Consider the following 23,655-nt stretch of genomic DNA (forward strand, 5'->3'; position numbering starts at 1 on the left):
GCATCGGGGGCCCCTCTCCCGCAGGGGAGAGGGGCTCCGGGCCTCGTGACCCGAACGTCTAAGTGCCGTTTGCGTCCGACTTCCTGCTCGAAACCCTCAGCCCAGCATCCGCAGGACGGCCTGCCCAGCGCGTTCGCCGTCCAACGTCGCGCCGCCGACCGTCATGGCTCCTCCTCCGGCATAGGCTTCACCGGCGAGGAAGATGCGCTCGCCGATGCCCGCCTGGAGAGCGGCCCGGGCGTCGGCATGACCAGGGCGGGCGATCGAGTAACTGCCGCGGGCATATGGGTCGGTCCACCAGCCGGCGAGCTTCCCGGCCGTCACCGCGCCGCGCGCCTGCGTACCGAGGATCGCCACCAAACGGTCCGTGACCTCGGCGACGGCGGCGGCCTCGCCGAGTTCGCACAAGGCGCGCGATCCGTCTCCGCCGATGTTGGCCACCGCGAGCGGCCTGTCGAACGGCGAGACCTCGAAGTAGATCGTCCGGTCCTGCTCGCCGCGCCGCGCCACCGAGACCGCATCGCCCAAGGCCTTCAGATCGATCCGGGCGGGGTCGAGCCGGAGGCCGACCTTGCTGTAGGCCCCCATGCCGAGGCCGCCGAGCGCATCCCGCGTCGGGGCAGGCAAATCCGGCGTGAAGTGGATCGCGCCCGACGCCAGCACGCCGACCGGAACGGTGAGGATCACGGCCGCGGCGTCGAGGATGCCGCCCGGTGTCGTCACCCGCACCCCGCCGCCCGACCAGTCGATGCCGGTCGCGGCCGTGCCGAGGGCGACCGGCATCATCGCGAAGCGGCGGCGCACGAGACTGCCGTAGCCGTCGAGCCAGAGGTCGGTGCCGGACCACAGGCGGTCATAATCGAGGAGCGAGACGCGATCGGGCTCCTCGCCGAGCGACAGCCGGGAGAGGCCCGCCGCCGCCTGAACCATGTCAGGGCCGGCGACGGCGGCGGCTTCGGCGAGCGACCGGTCGGGGCCCGCGACCGGCTTCAGCGCAGCGTCGAGACCGGAGAAGGCGGCACGGCGCCGGTTGCGCTCGCTATCCGTCGCAGGATGCCCATCGACGAACAGCGTCCGCGCCCAGCCTTCCTGGCCGGCGATGCGCACGCCGTCGCGTTCGGCGATGGCCCGCCACGGGTTGCACTCGGCCCAGTGCACGTACTCGGCGCCGGCATCGAAGGGGCAGTCCGGCCCGAGCCCGATCTCGGTGTAGGCGCGTCCTCCGATGCGGTTGCGCGCCTCGATGACGGTGAAGGCTCGGCCGGCCTGGCGCAGGATGTCGGCGGCGGCGAGCCCGGCCGCGCCTGCGCCGACGACGACCACCGGCCCGTCGCGCCGGGCCGCCTTCGCGGCGGGAGCCGCGAGGAGGGCGCCGATCAGCGCGGCGCGGCGGGTGAGGGGCATGAACGCTCCGTTCGCGCGAGAGGATGCGGCGACCGGAGCGGCGCGATCAGGCGCGCTTCTCCATCATCGCCTTCACCTGCATGAGCTGGTCCCAGACCTGGCCGGGCGAGGTCCCCATGAACTCGAAGCCGGCGTTGATGCCCCAGTAGATCCCGAGGCAGATCAGCGGCACGAGCACCCAGGCCAGGATCTCCTCGCCGCGGCGACGGCGGGTGCGCCGCCGCCGCCGCTCCTCACGGCGGGTGAGGGGCTTCGGTCGTGCCGCCGCCAGCGTGGGTTGCTCGACGGGCAGGAGGGGGCCCTCATGCAGTTCGCTCATTGTCACGCCCCCTCGGTCCTTCGCGGCGGCGTACGGTCGCCGCGTCCATGTCGTGGTTGTCCACGATCCTGAAAGCCGCAATCGCCGTCATGCGCAAGGCCCCGAAGCGCTGGGAGCGCTTCAGGGCCTGCCGAAACGGCGTTTCGTCCGTTCGTCGTCAGGCCCGGACGAGGGGCACCTTCGGCACCGTGCGGACGCCACCGCCGCCGGAATTGCCGCCCTTGTCGTCCTTGGGCGTCTTCTTGCGTGCGGCGGCCCGGGGCTTGGCCCGCTTGTGCTTCTTGACGGCGTTGGTCACGTCGGCCTCGGGCTTCGGCACCACAGGGCCGGCCGGGAACTCGAAGCCCAGCGTCTCCTTGCCGCCGGCCTTCGCCTCGGCATCCTCGGGCTTGCGCACAATGACGCGGACCGCGCCGCCGTTCTTCAGCTTGCCGAACAGCACCTCGTCGGCGAGCTGCGTCTTGATGCTCGACTGGATCAGCCGCGCCATCGGGCGGGCGCCCATCGCGTCGTCATAGCCGTGCTCGACCAGCCAAGCACGCGCCTCGTCCGACAACTCGATCGTGACGTTGCGGTCGGCGAGCTGCGCCTCGAGCTGGAGCACGAACTTGTCGACGACCTTGGCCACGACCTCCTTCGGCAGGTGGCCGAAGGAGATGATCGCATCAAGCCGGTTACGGAATTCCGGCGCAAACAGCTTGTTGATCGCTTCGACGTCGTCGCCCGTGCGCTTGGCCTGGGTGAAGCCGTAGGCCGACTTCGCGAGGTCGGAGGCGCCCGCGTTCGTGGTCATGATGATGATCACGTTACGGAAATCGACCTGCTTGCCGTTGTGGTCGGTGAGCTTGCCGTGATCCATGACCTGCAACAGGATGTTGAACAGGTCCGGGTGCGCCTTCTCGATCTCGTCGAGCAGCAGCACGCAATGCGGGTGCTGGTCGATGCCGTCGGTGAGCAGTCCGCCCTGATCGAAGCCGACATAGCCGGGTGGGGCGCCGATCAGCCGCGAGACGGTGTGGCGCTCCATGTATTCCGACATGTCGAACCGGAGCATCTCGACGCCGAGCGACGATGCCAGCTGCTTGGCGGCCTCGGTCTTGCCGACGCCGGTCGGGCCGGCGAACAGGTAGGAGCCGATCGGCTTGTCAGGATCGCGCAGGCCCGCGCGGGCCAATTTGATCGCCGAGGTCAGCGCCTCGATGGCGTTGGGCTGGCCGTAGACCACCCGCTTCAGGTTCTCGGTCAAATGCTGGAGCACCACCGCGTCGTCCTTCGACACGGTCTTGGGCGGGATGCGTGCCATCGTGGCGATCGTCGCCTCGATCTCCTTGATGCCGATCACGCGCTTCCGGCGCGCCTCCGGCACCAGCATCTGCGAGGCGCCGGTCTCGTCGATCACGTCGATCGCCTTGTCGGGCAGCTTGCGGTCGTTGATGTAGCGCGCCGACAGCTCGACCGCGGCCTTCACGGCCTCGGTGGTGAACTTGAGCTTGTGGAACTCCTCGTAATACGGGCGGAGTCCCTTCACGATCTCGATCGCGTCCGGGATCGACGGCTCGGCGACGTCGATCTTCTGGAACCGCCGCACCAGGGCGCGGTCCTTCTCGAAGTACTGGCGGTATTCCTTGTAGGTGGTCGAGCCGATGCAACGCAGCGTGCCGGCGGCGAGTGCGGGCTTCAGGAGGTTCGAGGCGTCCATCGCCCCGCCGGAGGTGGCGCCGGCGCCGATCACCGTGTGGATCTCGTCAATGAAGAGCACCGCGTTCGGGTGCGCCTCGATCTCCTTCATCACCTGCTTGAGACGCTCCTCGAAATCGCCACGGTAGCGGGTGCCGGCGAGCAGCGTGCCCATGTCGAGCGAGAACACGGTGGCGTCGGCCAGGACCTCCGGCACCTCCTTCTGCACGATCTTGCGGGCGAGGCCTTCCGCGATCGCGGTCTTGCCGACACCGGGGTCGCCGACGAGGAGCGGGTTGTTCTTCTGGCGACGGCACAGCACCTGGATCGTGCGCTGGACCTCGCTCTCGCGACCGATCAGCGGGTCGACCTTGCCGTCGCGGGCCTTCTTGTTGAGATTGACGCAGTAGGCGTCGAGGGCGTCGCCCTTCTTCTTGGTGCGGTTCTCGCCGTCGTCGCTCGGGCGTTCGTTCGAGCCTTCCTCGTCCGCGCCGCGAACGGGCTTGGACTCCGACGCGCCGGGGCGCTTGGCGATGCCATGGCTGATGTAGTTGACCGCGTCGTAGCGGGTCATGTCCTGCTCCTGCAGGAAGTAGGCGGCATGGCTCTCGCGCTCGGCGAAGATCGCGACGAGCACGTTGGCCCCGGTCACCTCCTCGCGGCCTGACGACTGCACGTGGATCACCGCGCGCTGGATCACGCGCTGGAAGCCGGCCGTGGGCTTGGCGTCCTGGCGGCCGTCGCCGGTGAGGTTGGAGAGCTCGGTGTCGACGTACTCGACGAGGCTGCGCTTCAGCGTGTCGATCTCGACGTTGCAGGCCCGCATGACTGCGGCCGCGTCCTGGTCGTCGACCAGCGCCAGAAGCAGGTGCTCCAGCGTGGCGTATTCGTGCCGGCGCTCGCCGGCGAGCGCGAGGGCGCGGTGAAGAGCTTGTTCAAGGCTGCGTGAGAAGCTGGGCAATGCTCGAGCCTTTGTGCTGCGTGAGCCTACTTTTTTTCCATAACACACTGCAGAGGATGTTGGTGTTTGCGCGCAAAGTCCATGACCTGCGTCACCTTGGTCTCGGCGACCTCGTAGGTGAACACCCCGCATTCTCCGGCGCCGTTCTGATGCACGTGCATCATGATCTGGTAGGCGTCTTCCTGAGTCTTGTTGAAGAACCGCTCGACCACGAGCACGACGAATTCCATCGGCGTGTAGTCGTCGTTGAGCAGCAGCACCCGATACAGGCTCGGTCGCTTGGTCTTCGGCTTGGTACGCGTGATGATCGCGGTGTTCGAGCGATCGTCCCCGCCCGGCGATCCGGGGTCGGACGCGACCGCGGCGGATCGCGCCGCCGCGAGGGAGGGCCGGATTACACGCGTATGGGGATGAGCGGTGCCCCGCATCGGGACGTCTGTCATCGTGATCGAACCGGCTCCTTCATGCCGGCCGTCGCTCGTCGCATCGCTGCGACGGGTCCGGCCGCGTCGAGCCAATCTAGAGGGCGGGATTCGGTTTCGCCAGTCGTCTGCGCGCAACTGTCCGGGAGCGGCCCGCCGCCCCGGCCTCCGAGTCAGGCGGCCTTCGGCTCCGTCGCCGCCGTTACGGACCTGCCCGTCGCCGCGGCGAAGGGGTTTGCGAAGGGTTTCGCGAACGGGCCCGCCATGTCCGTCGCCAGGGTCGCGTAGAGGTCGCGGAAGGTCCCGGCGCGCGCCATCCAGAGTTCGCCCGCGGCCTTCACGAAGTCGCCCTGAATCGCTATCACCTTCACCGGGCTACCGGCCTTCACGACCTTCTCGGTGGTCGCGACGACCTCGGAGCTGACCTGCTTGAGATAGTCCATCCACTCGATCCCGATGGTCTGGCTCGTGCGGGCGGCGGCGCCGACGCTTCGGCTCAGCGCGGCGGCGCCGGCCTGGGTGCGCGCGAAACCCTGACGAGAGAGCTCACCGGCCGGGTTCGAAGCGAGGGTCATGGTGGGCCTCCTGCGACGCAGCGGGCTCGCCGCGCGACGGTGCAAGCAAGGATTCTCGGCCGAACAGGTCGACGCGGCAGACGATATTTGTGCGCCGCACCATCGAACGTCAATCCACGTTTGCACTGCGAAGTACACGTGCAAACTGCGGCGACTCCATTAACCGCGCCGTAACTGCATCACCGTAGCGTGTTTGACAGACGCGATCGGGCCACGCCTCGAGCGCGTCCCGAGCTGAATGGTGCGTTGCAAACCGGTCGCGGCCGGTCTGTCGAGGGCAATGAGTCGTGATGCGTAGCGTTTCCCGTCGCTCTCGAACCCTGCCCGCCCTGTCGGCCGCGCTCGCCGCCGCCGCGGTGCTGACCGCGATGGCCTCGCCCGCCGAGGCGCGCCGCCACGGTCGCCACGTCCGCCCGGGCGGCGGCTACAACCCGCCCTACGCCGCGATGGTGGTCGACGTGAAGTCTGGCCGCACGCTGCATGCGGTGAACGAGGACGCCCTCCGGCATCCGGCCTCGATCACCAAGGTCATGACCCTCTACATGCTGTTCGAGCAGATGGAGAAGGGGCGTTTCGCGCTCGATTCCGAGCTGACGATCTCGGCCCACGCCGCAGCGCAGGCGCCGTCCAAGCTCGGCCTGCGCCCCGGCCAGACCATCGCCGTCGAGGACGCCATCAAGGCGATCGTGACGAAGTCGGCCAACGACGTGGCCTGCGCCATCGGCGAGAACATCGCCGGGTCCGAGGAGCGCTTCGCCGAGCTGATGACCGCCAAGGCCCATGCGCTCGGCATGAGCCGCACGCATTACGCCAACGCCTCGGGCCTGCCCGATGCCGAGCAGATCACCACCGCCCGCGACCTGACGGTGCTCGCCCGCGCGATCCAAGATCGCTTCCCGCGCTACTACCGCTACTTCCAGACCCGGTCCTTCGCCTTCCGCGGCCGAACCATCGGCAACCACAACCACCTGCTCGGCAACGTCGAGGGCGTGGATGGCATCAAGACCGGATACACTCGCGATTCCGGCTTCAACCTAATGACCGCTGCCAAGTCCGACGACCGCCAGATCGTCGCGATCGTGCTCGGCGGCAAGTCGGGCGCCAGCCGCGACCGGATCATGGCCGACCTCGTCCGGGGGAGCCTGCCGCGGGCCTATGCCGGCGCCCGGCAGGCGCCGCCGACCGTCGAGGTCGCCGAGCGCGCCCGCCCGGCGGTCGTCGCCGACGCGGTCTCGCGCACCCGGACACAGCTCGCCTCGGCCGAGGACGACGAGGTCGAGACTACGAACTCGACCGATGCCACCCAGCCCCTCGACATCTCGCCCCGCCGCTCGACCGCGACCCCCGGCAGCGCCGGCGCGTTCAAGGCCGGCCCGCTGCCGAAGGCGGCGCAGGCCTACGCTGCCCCCTCGACCGCGCAGGCCGCGTTCCCCGGCGCGCGCAAGTCCGACCAGCGCATCGCCTCGGCCGACGGCCCGGTCGCCCGCGCCGAGGCACCCAAGCCCGTCCTCGGCCCGAAGATCGTGCCGACGGCCTGGGTGATCCAGCTCGGCGCCATGGACGACGAGGGCAAGGCCAAGGCGATGCTCGCCGACGCCAAGGTGAAGGGCGGCGGCAGCCTCTCGAAGGCCGCCCCCTACACGGTCAAGGTCGAGCACAGCGGCGCCACACTCTACCGCGCCCGCTTCTCCGGCTTCCAGGAGCAGGACGCGGCGCAGGATGCCTGCTCCACCTTGAAGCGCAGCGGCTTCAGCTGCTTCGCCACCCGCAGCTGATCTCTTTCCCGATGCCGTCGCGGTCCGTTCGACCGTGACGCTCTACGATCAACGGCCTTCGCCGTGACGATCGTGCCTCGCGCCGACGGCGGATCCCGCCCTCGGCGAAAGCCGTCCCGTACCCCTGGCAACGCGCGTGGAGTATCAGCGATGTCGGTTCGTCAGCCTGTCGCGGGCCGCGTTGACGCGGGCCGCCCCCTCGGCGCTTCCCCCCTGGTCGGGGTGGGCCCGCTTCATCAGCGTCCGGTGAGCCGTGCGGACGGCCTCTGGGGTCGCCCCGCGCTCAAGCCCCAGGATCTGATAGGCCTCGTCCTGCGTCATCGCCCCTGGCTGCGCCGGGCGGCCCGGCCGCGGGTGGCCATCGCGCTCAGCGTCTACACGCCAGCCGGCGTGCCTGCGGTCGAGATACGCCTCTAGCGGAACCACCGCGGCGGGGTCCTGGACGCGGCAGACCGCCAGCACGGCGCGGAGGTCGGCGAGTCCCAGGCTCTCGAGCCGCCGCCCTCCGAGCGGCCCGCCGCGCAGGATGCCGTCGCCGACCTTGCCGTCGTCGCCCACGACGAAGTCGATGCGGGCCGTCCGGTGCCGTCGCGGCGACGGCGTCACGGATGAAACCCAGCGTTTCAGCCGGGCGCCCAGCGTCTCCGGCCCGTCGAGCAGCCAGACGGCACCGAGCCCGAGGACGAGGGCAGGGCCGAGCTGGCCGCGCAGCATCAGGATGGCGGCGAGCGCGAGCGCAACCCACGCGCCCGCTCGCCGGATCAGCCGCGGCGTGAGCCGTGGGCCGAGCCTGCCGCCGTTGCGGCCGAGCCACCACAAGCCGGAACACGCCAGAAGACCAAGGGCGAGCAGCATCGCGTCAGCGCCGCATGTCGAAGGTGGAGCTCGCGCGTCCGCCGACGCGGATGGCCGTTCCCGGCAGAATCTCGTGGAACCCGGTCTCGCGCCTTGAGGCGGGGACCTCGCGCGATCCGCAGCCGGGCTGCGGCGGCAGGCGCACACCTTCGGGCGCATCCTCCGGGCAGAGCCGCGAGCGGGCTTGTCGCTCGATGGCTTGCCGCTCGGTGGCCTGGGCGGGGAGGGGAGGGGCCGTACAGAGGCCGGCCGCAAGGCCGACGACGAGCAGGCGAGGATGGATCATGGCCGGTTCTCCGCGACGTCCGCCGTCGTGATGCGCACGCGGCGGACGCGCCCGTCCCGCTCAACCGCGAGGTCAATCTGCTGTCCCAGGCCCGCCGCCTCGATCGCCGCGGTAAGGTCGGCGAGGCGATGCACCGGGCGGTCGCCGACGCCGACGATGACGTCGCCGACCGTGCCGGTCTGCGGGTCGACGCCACGTAGGCCCGCGCTCGCGGCTGGCGATCCGCGCAGCAAGCGCAGGACCACGACGCCGTCGATGCCGAGCCGGGCGGCTGTGGCCTCCTGCCCGGCGATGATGCCGACGCCGGGATTGCGCACACGCCCGTTGCGGATCAGGTCCGGCACGACGCGGTTCACCACGTCCACCGGCACCGCGAAGCCGATACCGGCGCTGGCGCCGGACGGCGAGAAGATCGCGGTGTTGACCCCGATCAGCCGCCCGGCGGAATCGAGCAGCGGCCCACCGGAATTGCCGGGATTGATCGCCGCATCGGTCTGGATCACCCCGGACAGCTCGCGCCCCTCGCTCGTCGGCAGGCGCCGCTGCAGGGCGCTGATCACGCCGGTGGTCAGCGTGTGGTCGAGGCCGAACGGGTTGCCGATGGCGAAGGTCGACTGGCCGACCTTGAGGTCGGCCGATGTGCCGACGGCCAGCGGCGGCGGCGCCTTGGCGACGCGCCCGAGGCGCAGCACCGCGAGGTCGTAGGCCGGCGCGGCGCCGACCACCGTCGCCGTCACGACCTCGCCCGAGGACAGCCGGACCGAGATCGGCCCGCCCGACTGGATCGCCGCCTGCACGACGTGGTTGTTGGTGACGACGTGGCCGCCGGCGTCCCAGACGAAGCCGGTCCCGGTCTGGGTGTTGCCGGAACCGCCCTGGCCGCCCCCTTGACCGCCCGCTTGGCCCTGCTCGGATTCGTCGTCGAGGCTCATCAGGTCGGCGCCGCGGGCCGCGCCCTGCGCGAAGACGTGGACGACCGAGGGACTCGCCCGCTCGAACAGCGCTACCGTCGTCGCCTCCGCCGGCGCGAGATCGCCGCGGGCGGTGATCGCGCGGGGGACCCCGCGCGAGAACAGGAATGCGGTGACGTAGGGCTGGGCGACGAACAGCGTCAGCAGCACCAGGACGGCCGCCAGCACGAGGCGCACAAAACGATCCGGCACGATGGGTGACCTCTCCGGCAGGCGGGCGCAGACGCGGGGCTGACCTGCGCGCCGCCCTTAACGTGGCATTCAGCCTGTGCGCTTCAACGTTCTTGCACGGGAATGATCAAGGAGTGGCGCCGCACCGTCGCGGCGCGGCGGAGACGCTAACGGAATGGTCATTCCTCGAGACCACAGTTTCGGGAAGACAAGACGAAGCTCCGAGGTGTCCGCGTCTAATCTGCCACTTCTGGTGGGCAAGGAGACGCGAACGATTTGCGACGCAATCATGACCGGTTTCTGACCAGGATGCCGCAATGATCGTGAAGCCGCCTTAGAGATGCTTCGTTTCTCGAATGAATACGGTGTGTTCCTGGTCGGCCGACCCTCGCGTCGGCTGCGGACGCCTGAACGGACGATGCCGTTTCGGAAGGAAAAGAGTGAGATGGAAACCGAGGCTCTCGAACGACCCGCCGACCTGACGATCTGGCGCACCCTGCCGGCAACCTCGCCGCTGGCGCAGCCCGAGCGCTACGGCACCCTGCGCGAGGCGATCGCCGCCGCAGCCGGCGCGCTGACCGACCCGGCCAAGCAGCCCTGGATCATCACGGAGGAGGGCGAGATCCTGTCCCCGAACTGGATCCGCACCTACCTCAACTAAGCCCCTGTGCGACCCGCCTTTCCGGCCCTCCACCTTCACGACGAGGGGTCGGGGAGGGCGGCCGGTGGATAAGTGGGACGACGGCGCGTTTTGTCGGTGCCGTTTTGACAAATGTGAATGCCGGCTGGGCTTGCTTATTTTAAGTTGAAGCCGGCTTGATGAGTTCCCCCCTCTCGTCTGGCTGGCACCGCTGGCCGGACGTTCTCCCGATCGTTCTCGTGCCGGCGGTGCCTAATTCGCACCGCGCCACCTATTCGGCCGCATCGCGATCGTCGTCGTACCGTTCCGGATTGATCGCGTGCAGGGCACGCTTGGCCGCCTCCAGCGGGTGCTCGGATTCGATCCGCACCGAGGCGAGGTCCGGGCTCTTGTAGACGGTGACGATGGTGTCCATCACCTCGGTCAGGGTCGTGCGCTTGTCCTCCGGGGCGGCGATCAGCAGTTGCAGCCCCCACGCCGCATAGAGGTCGACCAGCGCTTGGCTGTTGCGCACGTCGAGCTTCGAGAACGCCTCGTCGAGCAGGCATAGGCCGAAACCGGGATTCTCGTCGCCCGGCCGGTCGCCGGGATAGTAGGCGCTGGCGAGCGAGGCGGCGATCGCCACGTAGAACGGCGCCTGCGCTTCGCCGCCCGATCCGCGCAGCGCCCGGCTCGACATCGTCGTGCGGTTGCCGGCCCCGTCCCGCATCCCGATCTCGTAGACGAAGTAGTTGCGGTAGTCGGCGAGCCGCGCCGCGTCCTCGGCCCCCGAGATCAGGGCGGTGACCTCCGCCAAAGCCGCCGCCATCGGACCCTCGCCGTCGTCGGGCAGCAGCGCCTGCGCGGCGTCGGGCGAGCGCGCCACCTCGGTCGCCAAGGCGTGCACGGCGGCGTAGCGGCGATCGACGGTCGCCTCGAAGGCGTAGGTCTGGCCGGTGAAGCGCTGGGTCGAGAGCCGCTCGTTGAGGGCGTCGAGGCGGGCGCGGACGCGCTCGAACTTGTCGGCCAGCCGCGTCAGCAGGTCCTCGGTCATCAGCCGGCGCATCTCGTCGGTGGCGCGCTCGGCCTGGGCGCGGTAGCGGCGCAGCTCGTGGCCCTCGACCTCGTCGTGCTCGCGCCGGACCCAGGCGTAGCCCAGGGTCGCCGGCTGATCGCCGCGATTGCCGTCGCCGCGCCCGAGCGGGTTGTCGATCCGCCACTGGGCGCAATACTCCGCCAGATCCCGCTCCGCCGCGCGTCCGTGTGAGCGGGCGCTCTCGGCCGCCTCCTGCGCGAGGCCGCGCTCGGCCGACGCCGCGGCCGAGATCGCCTTCGCCTCCAGCCCGGACAGCTCGCTTCGGATCGCGTGGACAGGGGCCGCCGAGAACACCCGGCCGCGCACCATGCGGATGCGCAGGGCGTCCCCGCTGGCGAGCCGGTGCAGGCTGCTCCGCCGAGCGACGAAGGCGGCCCGCGCCGCCTCGCGCCCCGCCCCGAGCCGCGCCCGCAGGCTGGCCTCCTCCGCAAGCAGGCCGTCGAGCTTCGGCTCCAGCACCTCGGACAGCTCACGCAGATACGCGATGCGCTCGGCGGTGAGCGCCTTGATCTCCTCGGCGAGCCCGGCGGTGTCGCGCTTCTCGATCGCCTCGCGCTCGGTGGCAAGGGTACGCTTGCGGCCTTCGATCCCGTCGATCTCCTCCCGCAGGGCGTCGCAATCCTCGACGCCGCGGGCGATCCGCGCCCGGATCGCCGCCGCCGTCCGCGCCGCCTCGCGCAGGACCACGGCCTCGCCGCGCAGGCGCTTGGCTTCCGTGACGGCGATCTCGTGGTTGCGCCGGCTTTCGGCGGTGGGCCCGCGCTGGCCCCGGGTCATCAGCAGGTCGACCGAACGGGTGACCGAGTAGGCCATGCCCGCGGTGGTGCGCCCGCTCGGCGCCACCGCGCGGCTCATCCGGCGCAGCTCGGCGTCGTCGCGCGCGAGGTCGTAGCCGCCGAGCCGCACGCCGAGGAAGGCGGCGGCGTGGGGGTCGTCGGTCTCGATTACCGAGAGTGGCCCGTCGTCGAAGCGCCGCGCGCGCTGGCCGGCGGTGTCGGTGGTCTTCACCAGGATGCAGCGGCTGAAGCGGTCGCGGTTGCCCTGAAGCACGCCCAGCGCTTCTTCCAGGCGATCGGGGGCGACCACCAGCGCCTCGCGCGCCCGGCCGAGCAGGCCTTCGAGCGCCGGCCCCCAATGCGGATCGACGATCTCGGCAAGCTCGCAGACCGGCACCGCATCGATGTTGCGGCGCGCCAGCTCCATCCGGAAGGCGACCGTGTCGGACGAGAGTCGCGCGGCGTGCCCGGACGCGGGCGCAGGGGCCGTGCGCTCGGCCTCGCTTTCCTGCGCGCGCGCCTTCAGCGCCGTGTCCTCGGCGGCCCGGTCGAGGGCCTCGTCGAACTCGGGGAGGCGAAGCAGGCCCTCGATCAGGTCGGCCAACGGGCCGTCGAGGCGCAAGGTCTCCTCGGGCGGCGCCTCGCGGCGCAGCCCCGAGCGGGCGCAGGCCTCGGCGAGGCGCGCCGCCTGCGGCGCCACCTGGCGCAACACCGGCGCGACCGCCTGGAGCTTGCCCATCTGTCCGACGAGGCCGACGAGGTCGGCGACGCGGGCCGCTAGGTCCCGCCGGTCGCGCTCCAGCATCGATAGGCCGATGGTCGAGGCGGCCAGGCGCCCGTCGGTCGCCCCGCCGACGACGAGGGCTTTCTTCTCGGCGATCTCCCCGTCGATGTCGCGGACGAAGCCGCGGCTCGTGCCGACGCTCTCGCGGGCGATGCGCAGGGCCTCGGCCCCGGCCCGGAGCTTGGTCCGCACGGCGACGAGGTCGTGGCAGCGGCGACGCAGTTCGGCGGTCGCCGCGCGGGCCTCGTGGATGCCGGAGGCGAGCACCGCGTCGGCCCAGGATTCGTAGCGCCCGGCGAGGCGCTTCAGCCGCGCGAGCTTGACCTCCAGCTCCTCGATCGTCTCCAGCAGGCGGCGCCAGTTCTCCACCGATTGCCGGACGCGGGCGACGTCGAGCGGTTCAGGATCGAGGACGAAGCTGCGCACGAAGGCGCTCGAATCGAAGATCGGCTTGAACGCGACGGCGTTCGAGAACGTGCGCAGGAAGTGGCGCGGGTCAGGCGCGGGCGCGCCTTCGCGAAGCGTCGCCAGCACTTCCGCCGTGAAGCGCTCGCCCGACGAGCGGAACTCCTCGAAGCGCTCGGTGCGCACCCGCAGGTCCTTGGCGATCTCGGTCCAGGGCGCGGTGAAGCTGCCCTCGGAATTGGTGCGGAGGTAGTCGCCGATCTCGAAGCGGTGGCCGGTGGCGATGAAGCGGGAGAGCACCTCCTCCTTCTGGTCGCTCGCGCGCGCCGCCAGAGCCAGCCCGAACGAGACCGTGCGCCCGGTCGCCGCGTTCTCGAACACTAGGGCGATGACGGTCTCGCAGGCCTCGCGCGTCGGGCGGCCGCCCTCGGCCGGATCGCTGATCCAGCCGAGGCAATAGTCGCGCACGGTGCGCGCGCTGCGGCCCGAGGCCGAGGCGTTCAGGGCGAGCCGGCTTGCGTTGTTGCCGGCGAGCACCGTGCCGACCGCATCGAAGATCGTCGACTTGCCGGCCCCCGTCGGCCCGACGAGCGCCGCCGCGCCCCGAATCCGGATTTGCTCGCGCCGGATGAGATACCAGTTCGAAAGGGCGATGTCGGTGAGACGGTACACCGGGGGCGGGTCCGATCCGGGTGAGAGGGCGCCCAGTTGGCCAACCGCGCGGGCAGACGCAAGGGCGCCCGCACCACGCACGACGGCGCCCGCACCGGTTTTCGGTGTAGAGCGGGACCGAAGGTCCCTCGATCCCGAGGGCGCGGGCACGGCGACCATGACATCGAGGGTGCATCGGACGGGTTCTCGGTGGGCCTCGAAGCTCGGTCTTTGGTCTCTCATCGGCCTCGCGCTGGCGTCGTCTGCGGCGGCGGCCGTGTGCAGTTCGACCGATCGGGGCCGGGGCACCGACGTGGTGCTGCTCGCCGGACAGTCGAACATGGTTGGGTTCGGCCTCGGCTTCGACGCGACCCTCGACGGCATGCCCGATCCCCGCATCGTCCAATGGAGCCAGGCCGGCAGCCGGGGCCGGATCGTGCCTGCGATCGATCCGCTCCTGCATCCCGGCCCGGCCGCGGGGCGGGTCGGCCTGGGGTTGAGCTTCGCCCGCGCCTACATCGCCACGCGCCCGCCGGGCCGCCGCATCCTGCTCGTACCCGCGGCCGTCGGCGGCACCGGGTTCGCCAACGGCCACTGGAACCCCGGCGACGATCTGTTCGAGGGCGCGGTGCGGCGGACACGGGCCGCACTCGACGCGGCGCCGAACGCGTGCCTCGCCGCGATTCTCTGGCACCAGGGCGAGGCCGACGCCGGCGCCTTGTCCGGTCCGGACTACGCCGCCCGGCTCGCCCGCACCGTCGCCGCTTTCCGCGCCCGCATCGGCGGCGCGCGCCAGGTGCCGTTCGTGACAGGCGGTTTCGAGCCGGACTGGGTGACGTCGAGCCCGGCACGGCTCGCGATCCTCGATGCGCTCGCGCATCTTTCCGACGCCGTCGCGCTGACGACCAACGTCTCCGCGGACGGACTCGCCGGCAACGCGGGCGACAGGATCCACTTCGATGCCGCCTCGCAGCGTATCCTCGGGCGACGCTACTTCGAGGCCTTGCGCACGCTCGTTCCCCCGCCGCACGCGGAGAGGCCCTGACCCTTACGCCTCACCGGCCTCCAACCACGCGCGAAGCCGGTCGAGCCACGCATCTGAGGCAAGCACGAGGATGCCGGGCAGCACGCTCACCGGGGTGACGCGCTCGGCCCGGTCGCGCTCGCCCAGCCGGAGGCCGCCGCGGCGGGCGACGAGACGGAGGATCTCGATCAGCCGCGTCTCCTCCGGCGGGTCGTTGCGGGCTGCGGTGCGGATGCGCTCGGTGACGTCGTCGGTGGTGGCCTCGACCAGGCCGTCTGTGGAAACGCGGTGGTCGCGCAGGCCCTCCTCGTAGATCAGGCGCAACGCCAGCAGCACCAGGGTCTCGTCCTTGCGCAGGCGCTCGGCGACGATGTCGTGGCGCGGCCCGTCCGGCGCGAGGGTCAGCGAAACCATCTGGTCGCGGTGGGAAACGGTCAGCGCGTAGCCGAGGCAGGCGAAGTAGTCGGTGAAGAACGGCGCATAGTGCCGGGCGAGCTCGTAGCTGCGGCCGATGCCGGGGGTGTTCGAATAGATCACCTGGCCCTTCAGCAGCACCGCGAGCGCCCGGGTCAGCTCCTCCACGTCGGGCGCACGGGCGCCGGGCGGCGGCGTCTCCTCGCCGTCGATGATGGCGCGGAACGGCTCAAGCATGCCGATTCCCTGCGGGTCGGTCGCCCGCATGCCGATCGCTAGAGGTGCGGCGGATGACGAAGTCGGGGCAATCGAGCCACCCGTTCGAGAGGCGCCCCTCCACCCGCGACACGGCGTAACGGGTGCCGAGGGCGCCCTCGAACAGCACGTCGATCTCGCGCAGGCGCTGGAACACCACGAAGGCGTCGACGTCGGCCACCGCGATCGCCGAGCCGCGCAGAGTCCCGTCCAATCCGAGATGGCGGTCGAGGAAGGCGGTCATCGTTTCCGCCGTCACGGTGGTGCGCCGGCGGTAGGCGGCCTTCGCCTCGACGAAGGCCTCGATCGCCGGATCGATCTCGAAATCCGGCAGCGCCTCCAGCTCGATCGGCGCCTTGCGCCCGCGCGGGATCGACAGGTGCGGCGTGCCGATCGGCGGCCGCAGGAGCGATATCGCCGGCGCCACGTCCGGCGCGCCCGCGGCCGCGCCGACCGCGCGGAGCGCCGCCGCGGTGCGCTCGATGCCCGCCGAATCCGGCCGGTCCATGTAGCGCACGGCGGCCGCGATCCGGCGTTCCATCCGCGCGACCACGTCGTCGACGGCGTCGAGGTGCCGGTCGAGGCCTTCGAAAATCGACAGGATCTGGGTGAGGTCGGCGCGCACCCCGCGCTCGGCGGTGCGCAGCTCCGCCGCCCGGCCCTCGCGCAGGATCGCCTCGGCCAGCGCCCGGATCAGCAGCGGGTCGCGAAGCGCGCGTCCGGCCTCCCGCACGATGGCCGAGCGGAAGCGGAACGGGTTGTAGCGGGTGTTCAGCGTCCGGTAGTCGCTGATCAGGTGGCGCTCGACGAAGTCCTCGAAGTAGAGGCGGAAGGCCGCGCGCATGTCCTCCTCGTGGAGGATGCGCTCCTCGATCTTGCGCATCGCGCCGGCCAGCCCCCGCACGTGGCCGAGGAAGGCCTGCGCCGCGCGCGCCGCATTGCCGAGCGCCTCCGAGCGGTCGGCCGGGTTGGCGATCGCACTCTCCAGGCTGCCGAGCACGTCGAGGATGGCGGCGCCGTAGGAGCGGGTCTCGCCGCGCTCCATCCGCGACAGCTCCTCGAGCAGGAGCCGCGCCTCCGGGTCGAAGTCGACCACCGGCACGTAGCGCTCGCGCCGCTCGATCAGCCAGCCGGTCTCGAGGAAGCGCCGAAAAAGGGCCGAGCGGCGCTCGATCGGATCGATGGGCACCGGCTCGTCGTCGGATTGCTGATCGAGCGCCCACTCGGCGGAGAAGTCGCCGATGGCGGCCAGCAGCTCCGCCTTGCGCACCGGGTCGGGGCTGGTGCCCATCACCTTCCGGTGCAGGTGCAGCAGCAGCGCCGCGTTGAACGCGCGGCTCGGCGAGGCCAGCGGCCGGAACAGGTCGTCGGGAAGCTGCGCGAACAGCATTCTGGGCCGACCTTTCCCGCCGCCGAGCCGTCTGCCTTACTTCGCGCCGAGCAGCTCGACGTCGAAGATCAGCGTCGCGCCGGGTGGGATGATGCCGCCGGCGCCGCGGGCGCCGTAGCCGAGCTCGGCCGGGATCACCAGGGTGCGCTTGCCGCCCTGCTTCATTGTGGCGACGCCGAGGTCCCAACCCTGGATCACCTGGCCGGCGCCGAGGGTGAAGGTGAAGGGCTGGTTGCGGTCCCGCGAGGAATCGAACTTCTTGCCCTTCTTGCCGGCGTCGTCGAGCCAGCCGGTGTACTGCACGGTCACCTTCTGGCCGGCCTTCGGCTCGGGGCCGGCGCCCACGACTTCATCCTGATACTTCAGGCCGGAGGGGAGGGTGGTGTAGTCGGCGTTGGCGGCAGCGGTCATGGCGATCAGCACGGCTCCGGCGATGGGGAGAATAAAGCGAGGCATCGTTCCTCCGTCGGGGCGAGCCTCTGGCGGGCCGCCCGTCGATGGGCCTCTTAACAGGTGGCGCGGGGCCGAGGCCAGCGGGAGCCGTTTCTCCAAGCCCAGCGCGGATCGAAGTCGCGGAACGCGGCTTGCGAGACGGCGGACGCGATCCGTGGCCCGATCTTGTACAGCCCCGGTTGACGGGGAGCCGGCCTTCGCCGTCCATGCCACCTTCACCATGACGGCTCGGAGCGACGATGCGCTTGGATCAAACGGACGGAACGAAGGCCACCACCGATCGGACATCGCCCCGGGGGCGTCGCGCGGTGGCCGCGATGGCGCTGCTGACGTTCGCGACGGCGGCCGAGCCCGCCAGCGCCGCCTCCGTCGCACCGGCGGTCGCCGAGCACGCCATGGTCGTCACCGCCCAGTACCTCGCGACGCAGGTCGGCGTCGACGTGCTGAAGCGCGGCGGCAACGCCATTGATGCGGCGGTCGCCGTCGGCTACGCGCTGGCGGTGGTCTACCCGGCCGCTGGCAACCTCGGCGGCGGCGGCTTCATGACCGTTCAGCTCGCCGACGGGCGCCGGACCTTCCTCGACTTCCGCGAGAAGGCGCCGCTGGCCGCGACCCGCGACATGTACCTCGACAAGGACGGCAACGTCATCAAGGGCTTGAGCGTCAGCGGTCCGCTCGCCGTCGCGGTGCCCGGCACCGTCTCGGGCCTGGAGACGGCGCGCGAGAAGTACGGGACGATGTCGCGGGCCGACCTGATCGCCCCGGCCATCGCCTACGCCGAGGGCGGCTTCGTGCTCAAGCAGGGCGATGCCGACATGTTCGCGATCGCGAGCCCCGACCTGCGCAAGGACCCGACCTCCGCCGCGATCTTCCTCGATGCGGGCGCGTCGTTCCAGGCGGGCGGAAAGCTGGTGCAGCCGGACCTCGCGGGTACGCTGCGCGCCATCGCCGAGCAAGGTCCGGCGGGCTTCTACGCGGGCCGCGTCGGCGACGCGATCGTCGCCTCGAGCCAGGCCGGCAAGGGGCTCATCGTCCAGGCCGACCTCGACCGCTACCGCACCCGCGAGATGGCGCCGGTGGAATGCGACTATCGCGGCTATCGCGTGATCTCGGCGCCGCCGCCGAGCTCGGGCGGCGTCGTCATCTGCGAGATGCTGAACATCCTCGAAGGCTATCCCCTCGGGGAACTCGGCTGGGGCTCGGCGCAGGCGATCCACTACGAGATCGAGGCGATGCGCCACGCCTACGTCGACCGCAACAGCTACCTCGGCGACCCAGACTTCGTCGACAACCCGACGCGGCGCCTCACCGACAAGGCCTACGCCGCCACCATCCGCGCCGCGATCGACCCGGCCAAGGCCGGGGTGTCGAGCGCGCTAAGGCCGGGCGTCGCCCCGCACGAGGGCAGCAACACGACGCATTATTCGATCGTCGACGGCGCCGGAAACGCCGTGTCGGTGACCTACACCCTCAACGACTGGTTCGGCGCACGCATCACCGTGCCGGGCACCGGCGTGCTGCTCAACGACGAGATGGACGACTTCACCGCCAAGGTCGGGGTGCCCAACATCTACGGCCTGGTGCAGGGCAAGGCCAACGCCATCGCGCCTGGCAAGACGCCGCTCAGCTCGATGAGCCCGACCATCGTCTCGAAGGACGGCAAGCCGGTCCTCGTCACCGGGACGCCGGGCGGCAGCCGCATCCCGACGGTCGTGCTGCAAAGCATCCTCAACGTCGTCGATTACGGCATGAACGTGCAGGAGGCCGCCGACGCGCCCCGCATCCACAACCAGTGGATGCCCGACGTGACCAACGTGGAGCGGTTCGCGCTCTCGCCGGACACCCGCAAGATCCTGGAGGGCATGGGCCACCACTTCGCCGGCTCGCAGCCGGCCAACCACCTCGCTACGATCCTGATCGGCGCGCCGGTGCTGGGCGGCAAGGCCGTCGGCGCGAACCGGTTCTACGGGGCGAACGACCCGCGGCGGAACACGGGGTTGGCGTTGGGCTACTGATTGGGCGTCCGTTTTTGCAGGCTTCGATGGGCGAGCAGCGAGGAATCCCGCCGTCCCGCCCGCGCTGACCAAAAAACGAGTCGTCGTTTTCGCGCCTTGTGCGTTCCTGGGTGATGGAACCGACACCGGACGATTGGGACGCGCGCGTCTCGCGTCTCTCCGAGAAACTGCCCGATCCCTTGCGGCGCATGGTCGACTGGCTGCGCGAGCCGTCGCGGGTGTGGCTGCGGGTCGGGGCCGCGCTGCTGTTCATCCTCGGCGGGATCTTCTCGATCCTGCCGGTGCTCGGCTTGTGGATGCTTCCGCTCGGCCTCGCGCTGCTGGCGCAGGACGTGCCCGGGCTGAAGGTGCCGCTCGAAAAGTCCGCCCGCTGGATCGAGGCGACCTGGGCCGACCTCGTCGCGTGGTGGCGCCGTCGGAAGCGATAAGAGGGGACGACCTGGCGAGCGGCCGCCGCGCTTAGACATCGCGCCGGCCGCGGGTTAGGAGGATCGCATCCCCAGCCGAGGCTCCATGAGTAAGCCGAAACCCCTGACCAGCGCGATCCTCGACCCGGAGAAGCGGGCTGACGACGTCGATCAGACCATCCGTCCGCTGAGCCTGTCCGAGTTCATCGGCCAGCGGGCGGCGCGCGCCAACATGGAGGTCTTCATCCAGGCCGCGAAGATGACCGGCCAGGCGCTCGACCACGTCCTGTTCGTCGGGCCGCCGGGCCTGGGCAAGACCACGCTGGCGCAGATCGTCGCGCGCGAGCTCGGGGTGAACTTCCGCTCGACGTCGGGGCCGGTGATCGCCAAGGCCGGAGACCTCGCGGCCCAGCTCACCAACCTCGAAGAGCGCGACGTGCTCTTCATCGACGAGATCCACCGTCTCAACCCGGCTGTGGAGGAGATCCTCTATCCCGCGATGGAGGATTACCAGCTCGACCTGATCATCGGCGAGGGGCCGGCCGCCCGCTCCGTGAAGATCGAGCTGCCGAAGTTCACGCTGGTGGGCGCCACCACCCGCGCCGGCCTGCTGACGACGCCGCTGCGCGACCGCTTCGGCATCCCGATCCGGCTCGAGTTCTACGACATCGACGAGCTTCAGCTCATCGTCTCCCGCGGTGCGCGCGTGCTCGGGCTCGGCATGTCGGACGACGGCGCCAACGAGATCGCGCGACGCGCCCGCGGCACGCCGCGCATCGCCGGCCGCCTGCTGCGCCGGGTGCGCGACTTCGCCGTGGTCGCCGAGGCGCCGACCGTGACGCGCGCGATCGCAGACAGGGCGCTGAAGCTGCTCGACGTCGACCCGGTCGGCCTCGACGTGATGGACCGCAAGTACCTGACCCTGCTGGCGGTCTCGTTCGGCGGCAACCCCGTGGGGATCGAGACCATCGCCGCCGCGCTTTCCGAGCCCCGCGATGCGATCGAGGACATCATCGAACCCTACCTGCTCCAGCAGGGCTTCGTGCAGCGCACGCCACGCGGACGGGTGCTGACCCGGCGCGCCTTCGAGCACATGGGGTTTCCCGTGCCGAAGCGTGATCCGATCACCCAGGTCGGCCTCTTCACCGACGCCGAGCCCGAGGCGTAGGGTTTTCCTCCGCGCTTGCGCGACCGCCGTGCGGTTTGCCGGGAACTGAGACCATCCAGCAGAGGGCTCGCATGTCGTCTACCACTCGCAGCTATGCATTGAATGCATTGAATCAGGTAGGTAGGGCAAGCAGGCGAAGCCCCCGGTTCTCGCATAAGTCATCCTGTTAGAACGATTAATCAGGGTTCCGCCACTCCTCTCACAAGCTCGCGAACGGCGAACTCTGTAGGCTGATATGCGTCGCAAGCTTGGCTTTAAGCTTCGCAGGTGCGGAACAGGCGGACACGCAGGTTGTTGTGCCGGCAATCGCCCTGGCGCCTCGACGTGCCGGCGAACCACAAAAAGGATCGTCATCCTATGAAGCGTACCGCCACCCTCGCCGTGCTCGGCCTCTCGCTCGCCGCGCTGACCGCCCCCGCCTTCGCGCAGGACGCCCTTCCGATCCGCGTCTCGCCGTTCGAGCGCGGCGTCGGCGCCGCCGGCACCGACACCCCCGAGTTCCGCGCCGAGGCGCTTCGCTCGGACGCCGTCAGCATCGAGTCGAGCCGCATCGCCCTGGAGCGTTCGCGCAACCCTCGGGTCCGCAACTACGCCAACCGCGTGATCACCGAGCGTGAGGCCACCACCAAGGCGCTGCTGCCCGAGGGCACGTCGCTGAGCAGCGGCGGCACCGTCGTCTCCGATCGCCAGGGCTTCGACACCCGCATCGACAACCCGGTCGGCCTCGTGCTCGCCCCGGTGACCATCGCCGCCAACCTCGGCACCAGCATCGTCGGCGGCGTGCTCGGCGGCGTCGGCATCATCGACAACAGCCCGACCGAGCCCGGTCGCCGCGTCGCGATCGGCCCGAACGGCCAGAACCGGATCGAGCGCCTGAAGTCGGCCCGCAACGGCCGTGACTTCGACCGCACCTACATCGACCAGCAGGCCCGCTCGGACGCCCGCACCCTGGCACTCTACGAGACCTACTCGCGCAACGGCGACAACGCCGCAGGCCGCCAGTTCGCCAATGAGGCGCTGCCCTACATCGCCGACGAGCACGGCCACTCGGCCACCCTCGCCAACCGCATCGGCGGGTGATTTCTTTTTAGATTGCCGAATGAAAGGGCCGCCCCGGGAGGGGCGGCCTTTTCCATGTCTGAAGTTGCAACGCTGCGATCACTTCGTTGCGCACTCCGTGTCGGCTCCGGCCGGGGCGGATTGCGTTCGGAGTCGACCAGGCAAACCGCGCCGGCGGCAAAGGTTAAATCCGTGTGAACGCAACGCACGGCGACCAGATCGGAGAGCTTGCAAGCAGAGCCAGCCCCAAACCGGGACATGAAGTTCCGCAAATTGGAAACCCGACCTTTACCTTAACGGGGGCATAGTCTGCCTGTCAGTCGCGTAACCGGTGTTTGCCATGGCTTCCCCGCGTACCGTGGTTGCCGACGCCGCCGCCCGGAAACTTGTCTCGCGTACCGGGCGCGCTTCGTCGGCACCACGGTTGGGTCTCGTACCCGCCGTCCAGCGCCTTCCCCTCGACGAGATCCTCGTCGGCGACTGCATCGAGGCGATGAACCGCCTGCCGGCATCCTCTGTCGATTGCGTCTTCGCGGACCCGCCCTACAACCTGCAGCTCGGCGACGCCTCGCTGATGCGGCCGGACCAGAGCCGGGTCGACGCCGTCGACGACGACTGGGACAAGTTTGCAAGCTTCGCCAGCTACGACAGCTTCACCCGCGATTGGCTCACCGCCTGCCGCCGGGTGATGAAGCCGAACGCCACCCTGTGGGTCATCGGCTCGTACCACAACATCTTCCGCGTCGGCAGCGCGCTGCAGGATCTTGGTTTCTGGATCCTCAACGACATCGTCTGGCGCAAGGCCAACCCGATGCCGAACTTCCGCGGCAAGCGCTTCACCAACGCGCACGAGACCCTGATCTGGGCCTCCCGCTCCGCCGAATCGAAAGGCTACACCTTCCACTACGACGCGCTCAAAGGGGGGAACGAAGACCTCCAGATGCGCTCGGACTGGTTCATTCCGCTCTGCACCGGGGACGAGCGCCTCAAGGGTGCCGACGGCAACAAGGTCCACCCGACCCAGAAGCCCGAGGCGCTGCTGGCGCGCACGCTGCTCTCGGCGACTAACCCCGGCGACGTGGTGCTCGACCCGTTCTTCGGCACCGGCACCACCGGCGCCGTGGCCAAGCTGCTAGGCCGCCGCTTCATCGGCTGCGAGCGCGAAGAGGTCTACGCGGAGGCCGCGCGTCGGCGCATCGACGCGGTCGTGCCGCTGTCGCGGGCTGCGCTCCTCGTCGCGCCGACCAAGCGCGCCGAGCCGCGGGTGCCGTTCCTCTCCGTGGTCGAGGCCGGGCACCTCAAGGCCGGCGACGTGCTTACCGACGAGCGCCGCCGCTTCAAGGCGACCGTGCGTCCGGACGGCCAGCTCGACGTCGGCGTCGCCATCGGCTCGATCCACAAGGTCGGGGCCCTGGTCCAGGGCCTGCCCGCCTGCAACGGCTGGACGTTCTGGCACGCCGAGCGCGCCGGTAAGCTCGTGGTCATCGACACCTACCGCGCGAAGCTGCGCGCGGTGATGGGCGCGGCAGGCTGAACCACCCGCGCCTGGCGCCCACCACTCATCGTCGTCTTGTCAGTTAAGCCCGCAGTCGCACGCCCCTTCCTCGAACGGCGGGGGCGTCCGACTGCGCTGGCGGCGAACGACGCACAAGCCTGCTCGAACGACTTCCGCACATTGGAAAGCACACGAAAAAGCCGCCCGAAGGCGGCTTGATCCGTTCGT

The 23,655-nt window shown here is 70.3% G+C and carries 20 protein-coding genes; 8 read left to right on the plus strand and 12 right to left on the minus strand.

Annotated features, from left to right (window positions below; all coding sequences use genetic code 11):
- Positions 1-96: 96 nt before the first annotated feature.
- The 5 genes from FV226_RS09275 to FV226_RS09295 all read right to left on the minus strand — a co-directional run bounded on the left by FV226_RS09275 (position 97) and on the right by FV226_RS09295 (position 5,358).
- Entirely contained in the window at positions 97-1,404 is a 1,308-nt protein-coding gene (locus FV226_RS09275; RefSeq protein WP_147762686.1) for an FAD-dependent oxidoreductase, read from the minus strand.
- A gap of 46 nt (positions 1,405-1,450) precedes the next feature.
- The gene (locus FV226_RS09280) at positions 1,451-1,723 is read right to left on the minus strand and encodes a hypothetical protein (protein WP_147750620.1); all 273 of its coding nucleotides are present in this window, start codon (positions 1,721-1,723) and stop codon (positions 1,451-1,453) included.
- Between the two features lie 157 nt (positions 1,724-1,880).
- A complete protein-coding gene (gene clpA, locus FV226_RS09285; RefSeq protein ID WP_147750619.1) occupies positions 1,881-4,361 on the minus strand; it encodes an ATP-dependent Clp protease ATP-binding subunit ClpA in 2,481 nt (826 codons plus the stop codon).
- 26 nt (positions 4,362-4,387) lie between these two features.
- Entirely contained in the window at positions 4,388-4,789 is a 402-nt protein-coding gene (clpS, locus tag FV226_RS09290) for an ATP-dependent Clp protease adapter ClpS (RefSeq protein WP_147762718.1), read from the minus strand.
- Positions 4,790-4,956: 167 nt separating this feature from the next.
- Complete coding sequence (locus FV226_RS09295) at positions 4,957-5,358, minus strand: phasin family protein (RefSeq protein ID WP_147762687.1); 402 nt, start codon at positions 5,356-5,358, stop codon at positions 4,957-4,959.
- 290 nt (positions 5,359-5,648) lie between these two features.
- Here FV226_RS09295 and FV226_RS09300 point away from each other — a divergent pair, with 290 nt between their 5' ends.
- Positions 5,649-7,133 carry a D-alanyl-D-alanine carboxypeptidase gene (locus tag FV226_RS09300; RefSeq protein WP_147762688.1) on the plus strand — a complete coding sequence of 495 codons (1,485 nt, stop codon included), beginning with the start codon at positions 5,649-5,651 and terminating at the stop codon, positions 7,131-7,133.
- 144 nt (positions 7,134-7,277) lie between these two features.
- Here FV226_RS09300 and FV226_RS09305 read toward each other — a convergent pair whose 3' ends face one another.
- The 3 genes from FV226_RS09305 to FV226_RS09315 are packed head-to-tail and all read right to left on the minus strand — an operon-like array spanning position 7,278 to position 9,437.
- The gene (locus FV226_RS09305; protein WP_147750616.1) at positions 7,278-7,988 is read right to left on the minus strand and encodes a DnaJ domain-containing protein; all 711 of its coding nucleotides are present in this window, start codon (positions 7,986-7,988) and stop codon (positions 7,278-7,280) included.
- A gap of 4 nt (positions 7,989-7,992) precedes the next feature.
- Positions 7,993-8,274 carry a hypothetical protein gene (locus tag FV226_RS09310; protein WP_147762689.1) on the minus strand — a complete coding sequence of 94 codons (282 nt, stop codon included), beginning with the start codon at positions 8,272-8,274 and terminating at the stop codon, positions 7,993-7,995.
- Positions 8,271-9,437 carry a trypsin-like peptidase domain-containing protein gene (locus FV226_RS09315; protein ID WP_147762690.1) on the minus strand — a complete coding sequence of 389 codons (1,167 nt, stop codon included), beginning with the start codon at positions 9,435-9,437 and terminating at the stop codon, positions 8,271-8,273. Before FV226_RS09315 ends, FV226_RS09310 begins: the two co-directional genes overlap by 4 nt.
- Positions 9,438-9,861: 424 nt before the next feature.
- Between FV226_RS09315 and FV226_RS09320 the strand changes: the two genes are divergently transcribed.
- On the plus strand, positions 9,862-10,077 hold the full coding sequence (locus FV226_RS09320; RefSeq protein ID WP_147750614.1) for a hypothetical protein: 216 nt from the start codon (positions 9,862-9,864) through the stop codon (positions 10,075-10,077).
- Between the two features lie 250 nt (positions 10,078-10,327).
- Here FV226_RS09320 and FV226_RS09325 read toward each other — a convergent pair whose 3' ends face one another.
- Positions 10,328-13,768, minus strand: coding sequence for an SbcC/MukB-like Walker B domain-containing protein (locus FV226_RS09325; RefSeq protein ID WP_147762691.1), 3,441 nt, complete (start codon positions 13,766-13,768; stop codon positions 10,328-10,330).
- A gap of 256 nt (positions 13,769-14,024) precedes the next feature.
- On the opposite strand from FV226_RS09325, the gene FV226_RS09330 reads away from it, so the two are divergent.
- Entirely contained in the window at positions 14,025-14,792 is a 768-nt protein-coding gene (locus FV226_RS09330; protein ID WP_187273575.1) for a sialate O-acetylesterase, read from the plus strand.
- A gap of 3 nt (positions 14,793-14,795) precedes the next feature.
- Here FV226_RS09330 and FV226_RS09335 read toward each other — a convergent pair whose 3' ends face one another.
- From FV226_RS09335 to FV226_RS09345, 3 genes are read right to left on the minus strand one after another with little or no spacing between them, the layout of a single operon-like run.
- Positions 14,796-15,422 (minus strand): DUF4194 domain-containing protein, encoded by a 627-nt coding sequence (locus FV226_RS09335; protein WP_147762693.1) that lies wholly within the window; start codon positions 15,420-15,422, stop codon positions 14,796-14,798.
- Entirely contained in the window at positions 15,415-16,830 is a 1,416-nt protein-coding gene (locus tag FV226_RS09340) for a Wadjet anti-phage system protein JetA family protein (protein ID WP_147762694.1), read from the minus strand. Before FV226_RS09340 ends, FV226_RS09335 begins: the two co-directional genes overlap by 8 nt.
- A 36-nt stretch (positions 16,831-16,866) precedes the next feature.
- Positions 16,867-17,286: an FKBP-type peptidyl-prolyl cis-trans isomerase gene (locus tag FV226_RS09345; protein ID WP_147750609.1), complete on the minus strand. Its 420-nt coding sequence runs from the start codon at positions 17,284-17,286 to the stop codon at positions 16,867-16,869.
- A gap of 314 nt (positions 17,287-17,600) precedes the next feature.
- Between FV226_RS09345 and ggt the strand changes: the two genes are divergently transcribed.
- The 5 genes from ggt to FV226_RS09370 all read left to right on the plus strand — a co-directional run bounded on the left by ggt (position 17,601) and on the right by FV226_RS09370 (position 23,466).
- Entirely contained in the window at positions 17,601-19,298 is a 1,698-nt protein-coding gene (ggt, locus tag FV226_RS09350; RefSeq protein WP_210246506.1) for a gamma-glutamyltransferase, read from the plus strand.
- A 113-nt stretch (positions 19,299-19,411) separates the two neighbouring features.
- Positions 19,412-19,726, plus strand: coding sequence for a hypothetical protein (locus tag FV226_RS09355; RefSeq protein ID WP_147762696.1), 315 nt, complete (start codon positions 19,412-19,414; stop codon positions 19,724-19,726).
- Positions 19,727-19,811: 85 nt separating this feature from the next.
- Positions 19,812-20,873 (plus strand): Holliday junction branch migration DNA helicase RuvB, encoded by a 1,062-nt coding sequence (gene ruvB, locus FV226_RS09360; protein WP_147750606.1) that lies wholly within the window; start codon positions 19,812-19,814, stop codon positions 20,871-20,873.
- Positions 20,874-21,230: 357 nt separating this feature from the next.
- Positions 21,231-21,953 carry a DUF4142 domain-containing protein gene (locus FV226_RS09365; protein WP_147750605.1) on the plus strand — a complete coding sequence of 241 codons (723 nt, stop codon included), beginning with the start codon at positions 21,231-21,233 and terminating at the stop codon, positions 21,951-21,953.
- Positions 21,954-22,272: 319 nt separating this feature from the next.
- Complete coding sequence (locus FV226_RS09370) at positions 22,273-23,466, plus strand: site-specific DNA-methyltransferase (protein ID WP_147762697.1); 1,194 nt, start codon at positions 22,273-22,275, stop codon at positions 23,464-23,466.
- The last annotated feature ends 189 nt before the right edge of the window (positions 23,467-23,655 follow it).

Source organism: Methylobacterium sp. WL12, from assembly GCF_008039475.1.
GTDB classification, from domain to species: Bacteria; Pseudomonadota; Alphaproteobacteria; order Rhizobiales; family Beijerinckiaceae; genus Methylobacterium; species Methylobacterium cerastii.